Below are 16,306 nucleotides of genomic sequence, written 5' to 3' on the forward strand. Positions count from 1 at the left end.
TTCCTATAGGTCGAATCGCGAAAACGTGCATAGTGTAGCCCAAATCTATCTTTTTCGCAGAAGAACTTTGCGTGCTTTGACAGCAAACGATAAGACAATCGTTGAATAGGCCCGATAGGATTTATAGTTGATATTCATCAGGAAAAGTAGCAACTGAGCAATACCAAAGAATTTGATTAGGCCTTAAACCACCTAGGTTATTTAAGGCCTTGGGTGCTAGCGCAATGCACCAATATAGTGATGCGATACCTGTGCCTGATAGATTTCTTCTGGACTAGGCTCAGTATCATATGCAGCGCTTGGTGCTGCAGCTGTTTGCTCAGAAAATGCATGATCCGATGATGATTGCATCACCGCCGTTAAACGATCGACATAACGTGCCAATTCTTCATCTTGTGTGGCAAGTGCCAGTTGTATCACATGGCGGGCGTAGCTTGGATTTTCAGCCAGATAGATGGCATCCACCACACGGCCTGTGACACGTCTGAGCCGAACATAAATCTGCGTAGCAATTGAAAAAGATTCGCTGTTTGCCACAAATCCATGACTGATTGCTTGTTTCATTCGACCGTTCCCCATGAAATAAAAATAATCAAAATGGTTAAAAACAATGGCCATCATTGGGGGCTTGAATCCCCATTAGATGTCAGTTTTTATTTAGCAAAATACATACCAATTTAATATTTTTTGATCAGAATCACGATCTGGATGTCCTGTCAGCAGATTATCCTGTCCGATAAACAGTTTTTAAAACATACTAAAACTTTTCACTACTTCTGCTTCAGTCAATTGAGAGTTTTTCACTTCAGTTTTAGCAGTAGGTTGTGAGTTTAAACCCATCACCACACCTAGTCGCGTCACTTGTTGCGCGAGTTCAGGATCACCCGTAGCCAAGGCTAAATCCGTCACATAACGCGCATATTCCGTATTTTCAGCCAGGTACATGGCATCAATCACACGCCCACTGACACGACGTAATCGCACATAAATCTGTGTGGCAATTGAAAAAGATTCCGTATGTGCCAACATTCCATTGCTCATGCTAGATTCCATGATTCTTTCGTTCCTATACAATTAAAATTATTAAAAAGTCGTTCAACTGTGCCAGTTTATGCAACGTTCCCCACTGGCGAAATCAATTATATTCAGATTAATAGCAAATTCCACTGTAATTTCATTCATTTAGATGAGTGACAAAACAAATATGCAGCTCAATAATTTCCAAAGCTTTACACAGCGAAATACGTTAAACTTTGCCAAGTTAATAGTTATAAGCTTTGGTTTACCTCATTTATGAATACGTCTTCACGTTTAAACACCTATTGGGTTACTTGTGCCGATGGTCTGGAACAGCTGCTCGAGGAAGAAATCGAACAACTCGGGAGCAAAGTGACCGAACGTAAAGCCGGACGTTTAATCATTGAAGGAACCCTAGAAACAGCTTATCGCATTTGTATGTGGTCACGTCTGGCATCGCGTGTGCTGTTACCTATCCATACCTATGAGTTAGAACGTACCCACGATGCCCGTGATGTCGCAGAAGAACTCTACGAAGGTGCAATCAGTTTTGACTGGTCACTGATTTTTGCACCACAAAGTACCTTTGCCATCCGTTTGCATGTTGAACGCGAAATCAAGGTCAATTCCCAATTCGCGACTTTACGGGTCAAAGATGGTGTTGTTGATGCCTTTATGGAAGCGGTTGGCCGTCGTCCGAGCATTGACACCAAACAACCTGAAATCACACTGTATGTCCTTGCGGGTAAAACTGAACATACCTACTGCCTGGATCTTTCGGGTGATTCGTTGCACAAACGTGGCTATCGCCGTTATATGACCGATGCGCCAATCAAAGAAAACCTGGCTGCAGCCATTTTGCAAAAAGCCAAGTTAAAAGAACTCAACCCTGACATCATTCTGGATCCAATGTGTGGTTCAGGTACTTTTATTATCGAAGCCTTACTGATTCTGACCGACCGTGCACCGGGTCTGGTTCGCCGCTTTGGTTTTAATGGCTGGCATGGACATGACCGTGAATTGTGGTTAAAACTCAAATCTGAAGCTGCTGAACGTCATGAACAAGCATTGGCTCAGCCCTTACCTCAATTTTATGCCTTTGATGCAGATTGGGAAGCGATTAAAGCCACTCGCCAAAACATCATGGCTGCAGGTTTTGAAAAGCTGCTCGATCGTATTCAGATTGAAGAACGCACGCTGGCAGACTGGCCGGATTTCAACGCTGAAGGTAAAAAAGCGCTGATTGTGACTAACCCGCCTTATGGCGAACGTCTCGGTGACAAAGCCTCTAACCGTGCCTTATATCTGGGCTTATCTGCGTTGTTACAACAGCATTTCCCGAACCAGCATGCTGCGATTATTGCTGCCCAGATTGAACAGGCTGATGTGCTGGCTTTTTATGAGCCTCAAACTTTACGTTTGATGAACGGGAAACTGCCGATCTATATCCGTTTTGGCACCATCAAACCTGCAACAGTCACTCAACCTTTCTTGGCCAACTGGCAACCTCAGCAGTTTGAACCAATTGAAGGGGCTGAAGATTTCAGTAACCGTTTGCAAAAGAACATGCAAACCCTGAAAAAATGGGCAGTCAAAGAAAATATTTACTGCTTACGTCTCTATGATGCAGATTTGCCAGACTTTAACTTAGCGGTCGACTTGTATGGTGATCGCCTGCATGTGCAAGAATATGCACCACCCAAAAAGATCGACCCAGAGAAAGCTAAAAAACGCTTTAATCTGGCTTTGGCTGCCATTCGTGCGGTGACCGGTTTACCACGTGATGCAGTATTTATTAAAACCCGTGCACGTCAGGAAGGTAAAAGTCAGTACACCAAACAAAGTACCGCTTCTAAACGTTTTATTGTGCAGGAAGGCAAAGCCAAGATTCTAGTGAACTTAACCGATTATTTGGATACCGGTTTGTTCTTGGATCACCGTCAGATCCGTTTGCGTATCGCCAATGAAGCTCGTGGCAAACACTTCCTCAACTTGTACAGTTACACCTCAACCGCGAGCTTACATGCGGCTTTGGGTGGTGCTGCGAGTACGACGAGTGTCGATTTGTCGAACACCTATTTAAATTGGTCAAAAGAGAACTTCGTTCTCAATGGTTTAACCGTCGATCATGCCGATCAACAGCATCAATTCTTCGCAAGTGATTGTTTTGAATGGCTCAAAGACGGCCATGAGCAATATGACCTGATCTTTATTGATCCGCCGACCTTTTCCAACTCGAAAAAGTTCTATGGAACGTTTGATGTACAACGCGATCATGTATCATTGCTTAAGCGTGCCATGAACCGCTTAACCAGTGACGGTACCCTGTACTTCTCTAACAACTACCGTGGTTTTGAGATGGATGAGGAAATTCCAGCCTTGTTTGATGTGGAAGAAATCACGCAAGACACCATCGGACCTGATTTTAAACGAAACCAGAAAATTCACCGTGCCTGGAGAATTCGTCATTACCAAGTGTAATGCATCGTTTAGAAATGCTGGTAAAAAGGCCGCTGATGCGGCCTTTTTCTTTATTATTCAGTTAAAAATTTCTTCTCGCCATACTTGTATTCAACTGCCATTTTCATGACATCACCTTCACGTTTGAGCTGGCCAGACTCCTGCATTTTTGTCAGCATATTTTCAATTTCCTGATCCGAACTCCCCTTGCCTTGGCCGAGCACGCCTTTCATCAATGCCGCAACCAGATTTTTATCAAATTGTAGTTCCGCGTTATACTCCAGCAAACGCGGCATCATCTTCCAAAGGTTCTCAAAATTCGCCTGATGACTAGGCATGACCCGTCCATTGATCGTTGCTTTCGCAAAGCCTTGTTCAACTTTCATCTGGTTGTCTTTCGAGGCAAAAGCAAAGCCTTCATTCATCATTCCAACCAGAGCAGGTTCAAGTTGTTTCAGTAATGCATTCACAGGCACACAGTTTTGTTCTGCATTTTTCAGCACTTGCAGAACCTCAAACAACTTTCCTTGATGCACCTCATTCAGATCAAAATTAAATTTCACATCACGTAGACCCGATGTGCCTGGGAAACTCATTTCTTCTAAGCCGAAAGTCATCTGTGTATTAACGACCCGTTCAGTCAGCTCAGTTTGTGTTTCAAAATGCAGATTGCGCAATTCAGCCTGTCTGGATTTCCGTAGTCCTGTTCCCATGACTTTCATGCGTTCCAGACGCATCTCCGTCTTACCAGCCTCTAAAAGCTGCTGGTTTAAACCTTGATCGGTTGCAAACTTAAGTCCAGACAATTGCAAATAAGACGCCTGGTCAGTTACAGTCAAATTTGGCATTTCCAATTGCAGTTTAAGCAATTTAAACTCTTGCTCTTTTGGCTTACCTTGTATCGTTAACCGCATCGGATCCAGAGTGATTTGAAGATTATTGAGTTTCTGGCTGATAGCCGGCGTGGTGAGCGTAGTCTGGGTCTGGCCGGTCCAAGTGATACGTGTATCTGCCTGTAGGGGTACTTCAAATAATTTTTGTACCGATGGCTCTGCCTGAATCAGCTTAATTTGGGAGTGAATGCGATAACCATCCCAGCTCCGGTGAATCTGATCCTGCCCCTGAAATCGGATGACTTCATTCGGCTTACAGGGATCGAGGCGTAATTGTGCATGCCAATCCGCCTGCCCACGTAAAAGTCCCATTTCAAAATTCTGATACTGTACTGAAAATTTTTCCGATTGAGGAATGACGTCCTGCTGATAAAAGGATTTCAAACTTTGGGCGGTATATAAATGTCCACCAACCGCTGTTGCACTTAGTGCAATGATTGCCCCCACACCCCATTTTAATTTAGACATATTGAACTCTGATTGTTTATTTATTGTTCAGCGTAAGTATAAATTAAAAAGTACAAATCACAATTGTTTTATAAATAAACAACTTATCTTGCTTTTTAAATGGTCTTCCTAACTAAATGATCGATTTTTAAAAGCCACAATAAAAAACCTGGCAGGAGCCAGGTTTTTTATTGCTGCAGTTTAGTGCACTTTTAATTTGTCAAAGACCAAGCCATGCGCGTCGGATTTCACCACGATGGTATCTCCAGCCACAAACTCTCCAGCCAGGATTTTTTGCGCTAGCGTGTTTTCAAGCTGTTGCTGGATGGCACGTTTCAATGGACGTGCACCATAGACAGGATCGAAACCTGCATCAATCAACAGATCAAATGCACTATCATCCACTTCAAGTTTCAGATCACGCTCACTGAGACGCGCACGCAAACGGCCCAACTGAATATCGGCAATACCACGAATTTGCACTTTTTTCAGCGAATGGAAGATCACCAACTCATCAATACGGTTGATAAATTCTGGACGGAAATGCTGACTCACCGCACTCATCACCACGGTACGTACTTCATCTTCAGTCGCACCATCACCAAGTTCACGTACATCATGTGAACCTAGATTCGAAGTCATGACAATCACCGTGTTTTTAAAATCCACAACACGACCTTGCGAATCAGTAAGTCGGCCATCATCCAGCACTTGAAGCAAGATATTGAACACATCAGGATGGGCTTTCTCAACTTCATCAAATAACACGACACTGTAAGGTTTGCGGCGGACGGCTTCGGTCAAGACACCGCCTTCTTCATAACCCACATAACCTGGAGGAGCACCGACCAAACGGCTGACACTATGTTTCTCCATGAATTCACTCATGTCGATACGGATCATGGCATCATCACTGTCAAACAGGAAGTTCGCCAAAGCTTTGGTCAACTCGGTTTTACCCACACCTGTCGGGCCGAGGAACAGGAATGAGCCGCTCGGACGGTTTGGATCCGACAAGCCTGCACGTGAACGGCGTACCGCATTCGCAACCGCGACCACAGCTTCATCCTGACCAACCACACGGTTGTGCAAGAACTCTTCCATATGCAACAGCTTCTCGCGTTCACCTTGCAGCATTTTTGCCACAGGAATACCGGTTGCAGCACTGACGACTTCAGCAATTTCATTGTCTGTCACTTTGTGGCGCAATAGCTTGAATTCTTCCACTTCTTCGGCATTTTCATCCAGCTCAAGCTGCTTTTCCAGCTCAGGAATCACGCCATATTGCAATCGTGCCATTTCCGCCAGATCATTCTCACGCTGGGCTTTTTGCAAAGCCACGCGAGCCTGATCCAACTGAGCCTGAATCTGCTTATCACCTTCTACCAGCGTTTTTTCAGCTTTCCACACCTCTTCCAAGTCATTGTATTCTTTCTGAACTTCAACGATCTGTTTCTCGAGGTGAGCAACTTCTGCCTTGCTGCCGACATCTTCATCTTTTTGTACTGCTGCAAGCTGCATCTTGAGCTGGATCAATCGACGATCCAGTTTATCCAAAGCTTCAGGCTTAGAATCTAACTCCATCTTGATCCGAGAAGCGGCTTCATCAATCAGGTCAATCGCCTTGTCAGGCAACTGACGGTCTGTGATATAACGATGTGACATTTTCGCAGCAGCAATGATGGCAGAGTCCAGAATTTTCACCCCGTGATGCACCTCATAGCGCTCTTTCAAACCACGCAAAATGGCAATGGTGTCTTCAACACTTGGTTCATCCACCAGTACTTTCTGGAAACGTCGCTCAAGCGCAGCATCTTTTTCAATATACTGACGATATTCATCGAGTGTGGTTGCACCGACACAACGCAACTCACCACGTGCCAGAGCCGGTTTCAGCATGTTGCCGGCATCCATGGCACCATCAGCCTTACCTGCACCCACCAAAGTATGTAACTCATCAATAAACAGGATGATTTCACCTTCATGCTTGGCCAAGTCTTTTAGAACAGCTTTCAGACGTTCTTCAAACTCACCACGATATTTGGCACCTGCAAGCAAAGAACCCAAATCCAGTGACAAGACACGCTTGTTCTTCAGACTCTCAGGTACTTCTCCATCCACGATGCGCTGTGCTAGACCTTCGACAATCGCGGTTTTACCCACGCCCGGTTCACCAATCAATACCGGATTGTTTTTGGTACGGCGTGACAAGACCTGAATGGTTCGACGAATTTCATCATCACGACCGATCACTGGATCGAGCTTGCCCGACAACGCACGCTCGGTTAAATCAATCGTGTATTTATTCAGTGAGTCGCGTTGTTCTTCATGGGTATTGCTCATAACTTTTTCATCGCCTCGGATTTTTTCAATAACTTGACGCAGACTCTGCGGTGTAACACCGACACTGCTCAAAATAGTTTGGGTTTTTCCGGTTTCAGCAAGCGCCAAAATCACCCAATCAGTCGAAAGAAACTCATCTCCTGCTTTTTGTGCATAACGATCTGCAAGATTCAGGATTTTGACCGCTTCAGGATTGAGATTGACATCACCGGTTGGGTTCGCCAATGTCGCAGCATCGTTTAAAGCCTGCTCAAGTTTCTGTTGTAGTTCACGCAAGTTGGCACCCGCCTGCTGCAATAAACTCACGTTTGAAGGCTCTTCAAGAAGCGTGCTGAGTATGTGAATTCCTTCAATCACAGTGTGATCTTTCCCTACAGCGAGTGACTGAGCATCTGATAAAGCTTGTTGCAGGCGGTTTGTGAACTTTTCAAATCGCATTGTTATTATTCCTCATAAGAGATTCTGTACTTGTGTAATACATGGGAATGTATTGTTATTTTTCAAATAAATTTTTAAATATTTTTCAAAATCTTAGAATAAAAATTCAGGTATTCTTTAGTTATAATATGTAGGTTATCTTTAAAATTTTCAAGCCCAGCAAGCGCGATTAATTAAGATTTTCACGCCATAAAAAAAGCCAATCCTCAAGATCAGCTTCTTTGCAAGCGCAGCGCTGATTTATTCAGCTTCGATAATTTCGAAATCATGGGTAATTTCAACACCGCCATCAGAGAGCATTTTGCTTGCTGAACAGTATTTCTCAGCAGAAAGCTCAACGGCTTTAGCTACCTGTTTCTCTTTCACGCCTTTACCAGTCACTACGAAATGCAGATGAATCTTGGTAAACACCGCTGGGATACTATCCGCACGCTCAGCACTTAACTGACATACCACATTCGTCACATCTTGGCGAGATTTCTTTAAAATTGTCACAATATCAAACGAAGCACACCCACCAAGTCCCATTAGGATCAACTCCATAGGACGTGGTCCACGGTTTTCACCACCATACTCCGGAGAGCCATCCATGATCACACTATGACCACTTTCTGATTTTGCTTCAAAAGCAACATTCTCTAGCCAATGAACACTTGTTTGCATTGCAACTACCTAAAAAAAGCTATAAATTTACGGGCGTACCTGTACACTAACATAAAATGAGTTGATAAGGAATTTCACCTCTTCTTCGGTGTGTCAAGTTCACTTTAGGTCTTGTGCGATCTAACTTTTATCCAACTCGGAATTTTTAAGCATGACTGCAAACTTTTCACAACTTAGTACCGATGCTTTGTCTCCCGGCCAATTACCAGAATCAGTCAAGGCATTATTAAAACGCGCGTATATTAACCGCTATCCAAAACGTACCACTATTGTTGATGCAGGAACAGAGTCAAAATCTTTATATCTAATTTTAAAAGGTTCTGTTTCCATCATTTTGCGGGAAGATGATGACCGCGAAATCGTAGTGGCATATTTGAATCCTGGGGATTTTTTTGGGGAAATGGGATTATTTGAGGCCAATCCACAACGTACTGCTGAAGTGCGTACACGTGATGTGTGTGAGATTGCCGAAGTCAGCTATGACAACTTCCATGAGCTCAGCAAACAATATCCGGATTTGAGCTATGCGGTGTTTGCACAGCTGGTGCGTCGTTTAAAAAATACGACACGTAAAGTCACTGACTTGGCCTTTATCGATGTTTCTGGACGTATCGCACGCTGCCTGATTGAGCTGTCCTCACAACCAGAAGCGATGATTCTGCCAAATGGCCGTCAGATTCGCATTACCCGCCAAGAAATTGGCCGTATTGTTGGCTGTTCACGTGAAATGGTGGGCCGCGTTCTGAAGACCCTCGAAGAGCAGGGTATGATTCAGACGGATGGTAAAGCCATTTTGATCTTCGATAGTTCGCTTGAAGAAAATGAAGCCGTAGCGGAAGAAGAATATGAGTTTGAAGAATAAGATCTTCAAAACTCAAAAAAAAGCAAATCTCCGGATTTGCTTTTTTTATGGCTAAACCCAACCCAAGCACGATGAACCAAAACACCCCGTAACTTTGACAATTTTGTACAAGCTTTGCGATATTGATGATTTATCAATACGCCGTGAATACTTTATCCTAGAGCAACAACAAAATAAGGGATCAGAATGAAATATAATCCACTTGCCCATACCGGCATCCAGCTACCTGAAATCTGTTTAGGTACCATGACTTTTGGTGAGCAAAACACGCAAGCAGAAGCCTTTGCACAGCTTCGTTATGCGCTCGATCAGGGTCTGTATTTCTGGGACACGGCAGAAATGTATCCAGTTCCACCAAAACCGGAAACACAAGGCCGTACCGAAGAAATTCTGGGCAACTGGATTGCACAAAATGGCGGACGTGACCAGCTGTTTATCGCCTCTAAAATTGCCGGCCCATCACAAGGTGGCAGCCATATCCGTGATGGACACACCCGCTTTACCGCTACCGAAATTGACAGTGCAATTACCGGCTCACTGCAACGTTTGCGCACGGATTATATTGATCTCTATCAGTTACACTGGCCGCAACGCCCAACTAACTTCTTTGGTCAACTGGGTTATACAAACCATCATGCCACGAGCAACCTAGAGGTTACACCTTTAGAGGAAACGCTCACCGCCCTACATCAGGAAATTAAAAAAGGCCGTATACGCTACATTGGCCTGTCTAATGAAACACCGTGGGGAACACTGAAATTTTTACAATTAGCCGAAAAACTCGGTTTAAGCAAATTTGTCAGTGTACAAAATCCTTATAACCTGCTCAACCGTACTTATGAAGTCGGAATGTCAGAGATTGCCCATTATGAAGGGGTCGGTTTACTCGCTTATTCTCCCCTCGCTTTTGGTTATTTAACCGGTAAATTCCGTCATGGTGCACGACCGGCCAATGCACGGGTAACATTATTTTCACGCTTCAGCCGTTACAGCAACCCACAAAGTGAATGGGCTACCGAACAATATGCACAATTAGCAGAAAAGCATGGATTAACATTAACCCAACTGGCCTTAGCCTTTATCAAGCAACAGTTCTTCGTAACATCGACGATCATTGGTGCAACCAGCCTGGATCAGTTAAAAGAAAACATCGCTGCCTTTGAAATCGAATTGAATCCAGAAGTCTTACAGGGGATTGAGGCTATTCACATACAGCAGCCCAATCCGGCTCCCTAAGAACAGAAAAAGGATGCTCAAAGGCATCCTTTTTACATCCGGCTATGCTTAGCGACGGTTGTTATAAATTGCTTGTGCTGCCGGCAAATTCTGACGCATTAATTCTATGCGTTGTACATTTGATGGGTGTGTCGACAAGAATGAGGCACCGCCTGCTCCTTCCAGTTTATTCATCTTTTCCCAGAGCGTGATCGCAGCTTGCGGATTATAGCCCGCACGCGCCATGAGCATCAAACCGCCCTGATCGGCACGTGTTTCCAAACTACGCGAATAGGGTAAGCCTACGCCTACCTGTGCCCCTAGATCAATCGCTGCTGAACCCAATTGACCAATACTGTTCCCTGCATAGCTTTTGCCAATTCCAATCGCGAGATTGGTCAATGCCTGTGCACCGATTTTGCTTTTCGCATGTTCTTCCAAGGCATGCACCATTTCATGCCCCATGACAGCTGCAATCTCGGCATCTGTCAGGTTTAGCTTTTCCACAATACCAGTGTAAAACACCACTTTGCCGCCCGGTGCGACATAGGCATTGACATCACTCGACTTCAACACAGCTAGTTGCCATGCAAATGCTGTACCGGTTTGGTTTTGTTGATCAGCATATGGTCTTAAACGGTTAAAGACTGAATAAACACGACGGTAAGTTGCAGAGCTGGTATCCAATTGGTTTTTGCTCTGTGCTTCTTGAACCATCTTATTATAGCTTTGCGTCGATGTCGCATTGAGCGTAGCACTATCTGCACCCGCCATATCGGCCATGGTTGTACAGCCCGACAAGGTGATGATACCTGCTGCACATAGACTAAGAAGCAATTTGTTTTGCATTTGCATAGGCTTCGACTCTACTGTATTTGCTAAAAGCAGTATATTTATTGAAAAGTGAACTTTAGCGTATTATAGACAAAGCACAAAAGCGTTTTAAGTGCTTGAGCTCGCCATAATCTTTGGATTTGTGTAATCACTTATCCATAAAATATTCACAATATCAATGCACTGTACTCAATAAACTCTCAGTACTTTAAAGCTTCACTTTGCAATGATGTAATCGATCTACTTTTACTTAAAATATTAGAGTGATTTACGAAAAGCTAAAGAATACCCAAGAAGCCAAACAAGCGAGGTCAATCACAAAATAGAAATGGCATAGTGGTTCGATCTTGTCTTCTAGATTGACCTTTTTACGTTTCCATAGCAGATAGATATTTTGCAACAAGATAATCGGCGCAATAATCGCAGCCAAGACAAAAGACAGCCCCACCAATACATCAAAATAACGTCCGACGTCTGCAGTCTGACTTCGTATAATCCACATGGCAATGGTCGGTGCACCACCAATTGCAAACAACAGTGAATAAAACATGGTTTTGGAAACGTTACTTTGCATCTACTTCCCTGAAATACAGCGTTAAAATCATCTCTAGCCTAAAGCCATCTCTCCTTTTTGGATGCTCGACTTTAGTCGTTGTCATTTTTATCAAATAAATATCAAGATATAGAAAAGCCCCAGCATATATGGGGCTTTTCTGTCACATCATTCGCGGATTAAGCGTCAAATGGATGACGAAGTACAATCGTTTCTGCACGGTCCGGACCGGTCGAGATGATGTCGATTGGACACTCGATTAACTGCTCAATACGCTTGATATAGTTAATTGCATTTTGTGGAAGCTGTTCAACGCTTGTAGCACCTACCGTCGACTCAGACCAACCTGGCATGGTTTCGTAAATTGGTTTTAAGTTTTCATACGCTAAAGCATCAGACGAACCTACACAACCTGAATCGGTGTTTTCATAACCGATACAGATTTTCACTTCTTCCAAACCATCCAATACGTCCAGTTTGGTCAAGCAGATACCTGAAAGCGAGTTCACATCTACGGAACGGCGTAAGATTTCTGCATCAAACCAGCCACAACGACGCTGACGGCCAGTCGATGCGCCGAACTCGTGACCTACCGTACCCAAATGACGACCAATTGCATCGCCCGTATCCGTCGCTGCATCGTAATGCAATTCTGTTGGGAATGGACCCGCACCTACACGAGTTGTGTAAGCTTTGGTAATACCTAATACATAGTCAAGGTGTAATGGACCCAAACCAGAACCAGAACTTACGCCACCAGCAGTGGTATTCGAAGAAGTGACATACGGATAAGTACCGTGATCCACATCGAGCAATGAACCTTGTGCACCTTCAAACATAATATTGTCACCGTTTTTACGGTAATTATGTAATTCAGTGGTGACATCAACCACGAGTGGAGCAACGACTTCACGCCATTGGTCGCAGAGTGCCAATACATCTTCCAGTTTTACTGCTTCAACCCCGTAGTATTGAGTCAACTGGAAGTTATGGTAGTCGAGCAATTCAGCCAACTGAGCTTTTAATGCTTCGCCGCCACGTACCAAGTCCGCCACACGAACTGCACGACGTGCCACTTTGTCTTCATAAGCAGGGCCAATACCACGACCTGTAGTACCAATTTTTGCATTGCCACGCTTTTTCTCACGTGCCTGATCCAGTGCAATATGGTTTGGAAGAATCAAAGGACAGTTCGGAGAAATACGCAAACGCTCTTTAACCGGTACGCCCTGCTCTTCAAGAATGGTCATTTCTTTGATGAGCGCTTCTGGTGAAAGCACCACACCGTTACCGATTAAGCACAGTACGTTTTCACGCAAAATGCCTGATGGAATGAGGTGTAATACAGTTTTCTTACCACCAACCACAAGAGTGTGACCTGCGTTGTGTCCACCTTGATAACGAACTACCGCAGCCGCTTGATCTGTGAGCAGGTCGACGATTTTTCCTTTACCTTCGTCGCCCCATTGGGTACCGAGTACCACAACATTTTTGCCCATAATAGCCTCATTACATCATGCTGTTAAAATTGAAAACCTGACTGTGCAAGACTTTGCACAACCACGCGATTAAATCTTTTCGACTGTCCACTCACCTGCAACCTGCACCATTTGATGGGTCGCATACGGTACCGAGCTTAAATCATCCTCGCCAAGCAACTGAATGACACGCAGACCTTGCTGACGCGCCCCAGCAATCGCCTGAAGCAAATCTGTTTGATGACCATTTGGTGCCACAACGACTTCTAGCTGCTCAAACTGACCATCAGTAAGCGCGTATAAGTCACAGCTAAAACCGGTTGCTGGGCGGCTACGACCGAAATGTTCACCAATACCATCGTAACGTCCGCCTTGTGCCAGTGGCGCTGCACGGTTTGGTGCATATACTGCGAACATCAAACCGGTATGGTAATGATAACTACGCAATTCAACGACATCTACACCGACATGAATATTCGACCAACGGCTTTCAATTTGCTGCTTGGTTGAAATTAAATCATTCAAGGCACTTTGGAAGGCACTATCTGCCAATACCGTTGAAGTTAAGTTAGCTTTTAAGGCTGTTAAATCACTTGAATAGCGGCCCAGATTATAAAAATCCTGACCTAAATTTAGACTTGCGCTGTACTCAGCCAATTCTGGCAATGCCTTACGCTGATACAAATCAGACAAATGACGCTCTTGAACTTTGCTTAAACCGGCCAGTTTCACCAAACTGCGGAACAACCCGACATGCGCCAAATCCAGATGCAGTCCCTGTTGATGATCCGCCAGGGTCACAATACCGAGCATTACATCGATCATTTCTACATCTGCAGCAATACTTTGGTGACCATACAACTCTGCACCCAATTGCAACGGCGCACGTGATGCAGAAAAGCCTTGTGGTTTTGTATGTAAGATAGTGCCGGCATAACAGTAACGTGCCACGCCATCAATCGGACGGACATGCGCATCGATACGTGCCACTTGAGGGGTCATATCCGCACGGACACCCAGCAAACGGCCAGAAATTTGATCGATGATTTTAAAGGTCGCAAGGTCTAAATCTTGGTTAGATTCAGAAAGAGAAGAAAGTGACTCAATATATTCAATAAAAGGCGTATAAACCAATTCATATCCGCGAACTGCAAGATAGTCGAGTGCACGGCAACGAAGCGATTCAATCACCTGTGCTTGTTCTGGTAATACGTCAGCTACACCGTCAGGTAATAACCATGTCTCTGAAATGGGCATGTTGCAAACCTAAATTCTTGTCAGCGCGGAATCTATCCGCATAAAAAAATCGGGAACACACCCGATTTCTCGTATTTTAGCACGATAGTTTGCAGCATGCACCTGACAATTTTAAGAAATCATGCCGCAAACTTTTGTTGTGCATTAAATGTAAAGAAAGTTCACTAATCTCGCAATTTTTAAAAGATCTTGTGATGTTTTTTTCTCTACTATAAGGCTCTAGCCTTAGTAGAAAATCTTCTTTTTTGAACAAAAGATCAAGATTTCTCAGCTTTCTGGTGCTCCCTGTACAGAAACTCCCGCCTGCTGAGGCTGAGTTTTCTTTAAGTCTTCCGCATGACCCACATACTTGGCCAACAAAGCCATAAGTTCGGTCTGTTGAGTCTCCAAATGGTTGACCTTCTGCACAGCCTGACTCAGTGTTTCCCGTTCATGATGCACACTCTTGACGAGTTCCTGCATGATTTCGAGCGTCTTTTTCAGATTCCCTTCAAGCAGTGCTATTTTTTCTTCTAAATGCTGTTGCTCGGTCTCATCAGCCATTTTGGCTTCATTCTTAAAATGAAGCGCAATTAAAAAAATGACTGCGATAGCCAATAACAGGATAAATCCCCACATTAGCAACATCATGTTACTCCCCAATGTAAAATTATGGGGTGATCATCCCAACCACCCTCGACTTTATATTATTGAAAAGACTCACACAAATCGAGCAAACGATTTGCATAACCCCATTCGTTATCATACCAGGCAAAGACCTTGGCCTGATGTCCCACCACCATAGTTTGGGTTAAATCCACAATTAATGAATAAGGCGAGTGATTAAAGTCACTCGACACTAAAGGTTCATCGGTGACCGACATAATCGACGCATAATCTGATTGTGCAGCCTTGATTAAAATTTCATTAATATGATGTACGGTAACGGGGGTTTGTGAAATAAAAGTTAAATCAATTGCCGCCACATTAATGGTCGGCACACGAATGGAATAACCATCTATACGTTCCGCCATTTTTGGCATTACACGTTTTAATGCGCCCAAGGCCGAAGACGTTGTTGGAATAATATTTTGTCCTGCAGCGCGTGCACGACGTAAATCACGATGGGCCTGATCCAGTACCGACTGATCGGCCGTTACTGCATGAATTTCCGTCATTAGTGCGGTATCTATACCAAAGGCATCATCAATAATTTTAACCAATGGCACCAACGCCTGAGTGGTACACGACACACTGGAAATAATCTGGTCAGTGGCTTTGACTTCGTGATGATTAACACCATAAACAATCGCAGCATCGACTGTATCAAAGGGTGCCGCACCAATAATCACACGTCTGGCACCCGCCTGAATATGCTGGGTTGCCGCGGCACGCGATCGGAACAACCCGGTACACTCCAACACCACATCAATGTCTAACTGTTGCCATGGCAACAGCTGCGGTTGTGCCTGACAGAGCACCTGAACCTTTAAACTGGCAGAACCGGAATGAATCTGTAAATAGATCTGTTCATGTTCCACCATCACCTGAACCGTTCCGGCAAAACGGCCGTGCGTCGAGTCATACTTAAACAGATGAACTAGTGTTTCTACATCCGCAATATCATTTATGGCCACAATCTCAAATTGAAAGTCCTTGGGATTTTCAAACCAGGCGCGCAAAACATTACGTCCGATTCGCCCAAAACCGTTTATGGCCACTCGTTGCATCAGTTGTCCTTTCTATCGAAAAAATCGTTTTACTGTCCTATGTTAAAACAAGCTGCGAGTGAATGGACACAGCTATTTCGAATAAACACAGATTTGTCTGATATTCCCACTAAAATCATTGGTCGCGTTCGGATTTT

The 16,306-nt window shown here is 44.2% G+C and carries 14 protein-coding genes; 3 read left to right on the forward strand and 11 right to left on the reverse strand.

Annotation, left to right across the window (positions count from 1 at the left end):
* Nucleotides 1-216: 216 nt before the first annotated feature.
* A complete protein-coding gene (locus PAE54_RS02610) occupies nt 217-564 on the reverse strand; it encodes a hypothetical protein (protein ID WP_326518316.1) in 348 nt (115 codons plus the stop codon).
* 183 nt (nt 565-747) lie between these two features.
* A complete protein-coding gene (locus PAE54_RS02615) occupies nt 748-1,041 on the reverse strand; it encodes a hypothetical protein (RefSeq protein WP_273776860.1) in 294 nt (97 codons plus the stop codon).
* Between the two features lie 252 nt (nt 1,042-1,293).
* Here PAE54_RS02615 and rlmKL point away from each other — a divergent pair, with 252 nt between their 5' ends.
* The gene (gene rlmKL / locus PAE54_RS02620; RefSeq protein WP_326518317.1) at nt 1,294-3,498 is read left to right on the forward strand and encodes a bifunctional 23S rRNA (guanine(2069)-N(7))-methyltransferase RlmK/23S rRNA (guanine(2445)-N(2))-methyltransferase RlmL; all 2,205 of its coding nucleotides are present in this window, start codon (nt 1,294-1,296) and stop codon (nt 3,496-3,498) included.
* A gap of 53 nt (nt 3,499-3,551) precedes the next feature.
* Here rlmKL and PAE54_RS02625 read toward each other — a convergent pair whose 3' ends face one another.
* The 3 genes from PAE54_RS02625 to PAE54_RS02635 all read right to left on the reverse strand — a co-directional run bounded on the left by PAE54_RS02625 (nt 3,552) and on the right by PAE54_RS02635 (nt 8,261).
* Nucleotides 3,552-4,838, reverse strand: a complete 1,287-nt coding sequence (locus PAE54_RS02625; RefSeq protein ID WP_326518318.1) for a DUF945 family protein — start codon at nt 4,836-4,838, stop codon at nt 3,552-3,554.
* A gap of 180 nt (nt 4,839-5,018) precedes the next feature.
* On the reverse strand, nt 5,019-7,598 hold the full coding sequence (gene clpB, locus PAE54_RS02630; RefSeq protein ID WP_326518319.1) for an ATP-dependent chaperone ClpB: 2,580 nt from the start codon (nt 7,596-7,598) through the stop codon (nt 5,019-5,021).
* Between the two features lie 240 nt (nt 7,599-7,838).
* The gene (locus PAE54_RS02635; protein WP_326518320.1) at nt 7,839-8,261 is read right to left on the reverse strand and encodes an OsmC family protein; all 423 of its coding nucleotides are present in this window, start codon (nt 8,259-8,261) and stop codon (nt 7,839-7,841) included.
* A gap of 151 nt (nt 8,262-8,412) precedes the next feature.
* Between PAE54_RS02635 and crp the strand changes: the two genes are divergently transcribed.
* Complete coding sequence (gene crp / locus PAE54_RS02640) at nt 8,413-9,123, forward strand: cAMP-activated global transcriptional regulator CRP (RefSeq protein ID WP_273776865.1); 711 nt, start codon at nt 8,413-8,415, stop codon at nt 9,121-9,123.
* Nucleotides 9,124-9,309: 186 nt separating this feature from the next.
* Nucleotides 9,310-10,359: an NADP(H)-dependent aldo-keto reductase gene (locus PAE54_RS02645; RefSeq protein WP_326518321.1), complete on the forward strand. Its 1,050-nt coding sequence runs from the start codon at nt 9,310-9,312 to the stop codon at nt 10,357-10,359.
* Nucleotides 10,360-10,407: 48 nt separating this feature from the next.
* On the opposite strand, the gene PAE54_RS02650 is transcribed toward PAE54_RS02645, so the two are convergent.
* The 6 genes from PAE54_RS02650 to PAE54_RS02675 all read right to left on the reverse strand — a co-directional run bounded on the left by PAE54_RS02650 (nt 10,408) and on the right by PAE54_RS02675 (nt 16,169).
* A complete protein-coding gene (locus PAE54_RS02650; RefSeq protein WP_326518337.1) occupies nt 10,408-11,187 on the reverse strand; it encodes a M48 family metallopeptidase in 780 nt (259 codons plus the stop codon).
* Nucleotides 11,188-11,440: 253 nt separating this feature from the next.
* A complete protein-coding gene (locus tag PAE54_RS02655) occupies nt 11,441-11,746 on the reverse strand; it encodes a hypothetical protein (RefSeq protein WP_273776867.1) in 306 nt (101 codons plus the stop codon).
* A gap of 158 nt (nt 11,747-11,904) precedes the next feature.
* On the reverse strand, nt 11,905-13,224 hold the full coding sequence (locus PAE54_RS02660) for an adenylosuccinate synthase (RefSeq protein ID WP_326518322.1): 1,320 nt from the start codon (nt 13,222-13,224) through the stop codon (nt 11,905-11,907).
* Nucleotides 13,225-13,293: 69 nt separating this feature from the next.
* Nucleotides 13,294-14,460: an ATP phosphoribosyltransferase regulatory subunit gene (locus PAE54_RS02665; RefSeq protein ID WP_326518323.1), complete on the reverse strand. Its 1,167-nt coding sequence runs from the start codon at nt 14,458-14,460 to the stop codon at nt 13,294-13,296.
* A gap of 267 nt (nt 14,461-14,727) precedes the next feature.
* Complete coding sequence (locus tag PAE54_RS02670) at nt 14,728-15,090, reverse strand: hypothetical protein (protein ID WP_273776872.1); 363 nt, start codon at nt 15,088-15,090, stop codon at nt 14,728-14,730.
* Nucleotides 15,091-15,146: 56 nt separating this feature from the next.
* Nucleotides 15,147-16,169: a type I glyceraldehyde-3-phosphate dehydrogenase gene (locus tag PAE54_RS02675; RefSeq protein WP_273776873.1), complete on the reverse strand. Its 1,023-nt coding sequence runs from the start codon at nt 16,167-16,169 to the stop codon at nt 15,147-15,149.
* Nucleotides 16,170-16,306 lie beyond the last annotated feature (137 nt).

The sequence above is a fragment of the Acinetobacter minutum genome (genome assembly GCF_035916735.1).
Taxonomy (GTDB): Bacteria; Pseudomonadota; Gammaproteobacteria; order Pseudomonadales; family Moraxellaceae; genus Acinetobacter.

What these genes read in the sequence shown, in the direction of transcription:
- PAE54_RS02610 (WP_326518316.1), bottom strand. Translation starts at nt 564, where the DNA reads ATGAAACAAGCAATCAGTCATGGATTTGTGGCAAACAGCGAATCTTTT.
- PAE54_RS02615 (WP_273776860.1), bottom strand. Translation starts at nt 1,041, where the DNA reads ATGAGCAATGGAATGTTGGCACATACGGAATCTTTTTCAATTGCCACA.
- rlmKL (WP_326518317.1), top strand. Translation starts at nt 1,294, where the DNA reads ATGAATACGTCTTCACGTTTAAACACCTATTGGGTTACTTGTGCCGAT.
- PAE54_RS02625 (WP_326518318.1), bottom strand. Translation starts at nt 4,838, where the DNA reads ATGTCTAAATTAAAATGGGGTGTGGGGGCAATCATTGCACTAAGTGCA.
- clpB (WP_326518319.1), bottom strand. Translation starts at nt 7,598, where the DNA reads ATGCGATTTGAAAAGTTCACAAACCGCCTGCAACAAGCTTTATCAGAT.
- PAE54_RS02635 (WP_326518320.1), bottom strand. Translation starts at nt 8,261, where the DNA reads ATGCAAACAAGTGTTCATTGGCTAGAGAATGTTGCTTTTGAAGCAAAA.
- crp (WP_273776865.1), top strand. Translation starts at nt 8,413, where the DNA reads ATGACTGCAAACTTTTCACAACTTAGTACCGATGCTTTGTCTCCCGGC.
- PAE54_RS02645 (WP_326518321.1), top strand. Translation starts at nt 9,310, where the DNA reads ATGAAATATAATCCACTTGCCCATACCGGCATCCAGCTACCTGAAATC.
- PAE54_RS02650 (WP_326518337.1), bottom strand. Translation starts at nt 11,187, where the DNA reads ATGCAAAACAAATTGCTTCTTAGTCTATGTGCAGCAGGTATCATCACC.
- PAE54_RS02655 (WP_273776867.1), bottom strand. Translation starts at nt 11,746, where the DNA reads ATGCAAAGTAACGTTTCCAAAACCATGTTTTATTCACTGTTGTTTGCA.
- PAE54_RS02660 (WP_326518322.1), bottom strand. Translation starts at nt 13,224, where the DNA reads ATGGGCAAAAATGTTGTGGTACTCGGTACCCAATGGGGCGACGAAGGT.
- PAE54_RS02665 (WP_326518323.1), bottom strand. Translation starts at nt 14,460, where the DNA reads ATGCCCATTTCAGAGACATGGTTATTACCTGACGGTGTAGCTGACGTA.
- PAE54_RS02670 (WP_273776872.1), bottom strand. Translation starts at nt 15,090, where the DNA reads ATGATGTTGCTAATGTGGGGATTTATCCTGTTATTGGCTATCGCAGTC.
- PAE54_RS02675 (WP_273776873.1), bottom strand. Translation starts at nt 16,169, where the DNA reads ATGCAACGAGTGGCCATAAACGGTTTTGGGCGAATCGGACGTAATGTT.